4 protein-coding genes are annotated in these 2,613 nt (G+C 69.8%); all 4 read right to left on the minus strand.

Going from position 1 to position 2,613, the window contains the following annotated elements; translation table 11 throughout:
• Positions 1-504, minus strand: a 504-nt coding sequence (locus HUV01_RS14800) for an NYN domain-containing protein (RefSeq protein WP_174298961.1), incomplete at its 3' end; no start/stop codon positions are given.
• A 53-nt stretch (positions 505-557) separates the two neighbouring features.
• Positions 558-827: a hypothetical protein gene (locus HUV01_RS14805; protein WP_254606714.1), complete on the minus strand. Its 270-nt coding sequence runs from the start codon at positions 825-827 to the stop codon at positions 558-560.
• A 27-nt stretch (positions 828-854) separates the two neighbouring features.
• The gene (locus tag HUV01_RS14810; RefSeq protein ID WP_174298963.1) at positions 855-1,337 is read right to left on the minus strand and encodes a GreA/GreB family elongation factor; all 483 of its coding nucleotides are present in this window, start codon (positions 1,335-1,337) and stop codon (positions 855-857) included.
• A gap of 1 nt (position 1,338) precedes the next feature.
• Positions 1,339-2,613: lytic transglycosylase domain-containing protein (locus tag HUV01_RS14815; protein ID WP_174298964.1), on the minus strand; the 1,275-nt coding region annotated here is incomplete at its 5' end.

The following is a 2,613-nucleotide window of genomic DNA, read 5'->3' on the forward strand; positions in this document are numbered from 1 at the left end:
CTGACGCGATCGTGCGGGGGTGGGGACCGCGTCAGGTTCCGGCGCGACCGGGGGAGCCTCTCCCGCCAGCGCGCCGACATCGATGAAGCGGGTGCACGCCTGCCGGAACGCCTCGGGCGCGCGGCTCGTGCCAAAGCCGTACACCGGAACGCCGTCCTGCCGGATCCGCATCGCCAGTGGCATGAAGTCACTGTCCGATGACATGATACCGAAGCCCTCGACGCGCCCGCGGAACAGGAGGTCCATCGCGTCGATCGTCATCTTCATGTCGGTTGCGTTCTTGCCCTTGGTCAGGTCGAACTGCTGATGCGGTTCGATCCCGTGGCGCAGGCTCATGTCGCGCCAACCCTTCAGCGCGGGCTTGGACCAGTTGCCGTACACCCGCCGGACGTTGACGGTGCCAAGCTCCGCCAGGACGGTCAGAACGGGATCGATCGCATGCCAGGAGGCATTGTCACCATCGATGAGGAGGGCGACGTTTCGGGTGGCGGATGGCTCGGACATCACCGGACCGTCGCCGCTGCGGCCCGGCTGGTCAAGCCGGACCGCAGCGGCAATCAGCGGCGGTTCGGCCCCCGATCGCTAGGATAGGCCTGGGCGTTGGCGATGTCGTCCTGCTTCTCGGGCCGGACGTCCGCCTCCGGATCGCTCACTTCCCGGATCAGATCGGCCTTGGAACCGATGTCGGTCTGAAGATGGCCGCCGCCGCTTCCGGCAACCGCTGACGGGTCGGCATCTTTGACCATCGCCTCGATCAGCTCGTGGTCGTCATGCTCTCGCGCGGTGGTGGTGCGTGGGTTTTCCATGGTGTTCTCCTTGTGAGACACCAACCGGCGAGCATCCGCACGCGTTCCTCACGCGGAGGGATAGACGATGGCGATCACCTCGTATTCGCGCTCGCCGGCGGGCAGCTCGACACGGCGCAGGTCGCCTATCGCCGCGCCGCGAAGCGCGCGGGCGATCGGCGCGTTCCAGCCGATCCGCCCGGCGCCCGCGTCGGTCTCGTCGTCGCCGACCAGCGTCACCACCCGCTCGCGTTCGGTCTCGTCGACGATCGTCACGCAAGCGCCGAACCAGACGCGAGTGCGGTCGGCCGGTGCGGCCGGATCGATCACGCTCGCCGCCTTCATCCGCCGCGACAGCCAGCCGAGCCGGCGATCGATCTCGCGCAGCCGCTTCTTGCCATAGAGGTAGTCGCCGTTCTCCGACCGGTCGCCGTTGCCCGCCGCCCAGGAAACCGTCTCGACCAGCGCCGGGCGCTCGCCCGCGAACAGCTCGTGGTACTCGGCCTGCAGCGCGGCATAGCCCGCCGGACTGATGTAGTTGGGGTCATCCACGTCAACCCGGTCGCCGGCCCAGATACCAGCTCAGCCGCGCTGATCCCCGACTATGCGAGTGGACGGGGTAGGCGAGGTCGTAGACGACGGCGTTCTCCAGCACGCGCTGGACGTAGTTGCGCGTCTCGGAAAAGGGGATCGCCTCCACCCAGTCGACCGGGTCGATCGCGCCGGTGCGCGGGTCGCCATTGGCCGCCAGCCACTTGTTCACGTTGCCCGGCCCTGCGTTGTAGGCGGCGATCGCGAGCGGATAGCTGCCGTACAAGGTGTAGATACGGTCGAAATAGCTCGCGCCGAGCTGGACGTTGTAGCCGGGGTCGACCAGCGAGCCGGGGCTCCAGCCCAGTCCCAGCCTGCTCGCCTCACCCTTCGCGGTGCCGGGCATCAGCTGCATCAGCCCGCGCGCGCCGGTGCGGCTGGTCGCCTGGCGGTCGAACTGGCTTTCCTGCCGTGCGATGGCATGGATGATCGACCAGTTCGCGTCCAGCGCGGGCGGCAGCGGCACGGTCGGAAAGCCGATCAGGCTGTAGTCGGCGAGCCCGTTCTGGAGCGCGCTGCGCCCCACCATGACCGCAAGGTCGGGACGGTCGATCGATCGTGACAGCTCGTCCGCGAGCACATGATCGGTGTCGCTGCGTGCGTCCTGCGCGATCTGTCGGACGAAGGCGCTCTGGTCGGGCCAGTCGCCGATCCGGCCGAGGAAGCGCACCGCCTGCACGACCTGCCGTCCCTCGAACGCGGCGCGCGTGGCGCGATCGACCGGCCTGGGCACGAACGCCGGCGGCGCGACCAGCGGCCGCCCCAGACGTTCCGTAGCGAGCTGCCCGTAATATTGGTCGCCAAGCGCGGCGGCGCGGGCGAGATAGGCGCGCGCCTCGTCCGCGCGTGCGGCCGAGGCCATCGCGCGTGCCGCCCAATACAGTCCCTTCGACCGGATCGACGGCGATCGCGAGCCGCCGGCATAGCGTTCGAACAACGGCGCGGCGTCCGCCGGACGCGCGAGGTGACGCATCGCGGCCTGTCCGGCCAGCCAGACCAGGTCGGTGTAGGCATCGCGCTCGGCATAGGAGAGCGTGCCGACGTCCGTTCCGGTCGGCAGTGCGTCGTCGACCTGCCGGCCGATGTCATAGGCCTGGCCCCAGTCGCCGTCGGCCACCGCTCCCCTGGCGAGGCCGAGCAGCAGCTGATACCAGCGCGTCCGGTCGCCCGGCGGCGCGACAAGCGCGTGGGGCCGGGCGAGCGAGGCGCGTGCCGACGCGCCGTCGCCGCGGTCGCG

The sequence above is a fragment of the Sphingomonas bacterium genome (assembly GCF_903643035.1).
In the GTDB taxonomy this organism is placed as follows: Bacteria; Pseudomonadota; Alphaproteobacteria; order Sphingomonadales; family Sphingomonadaceae; genus Sphingomonas.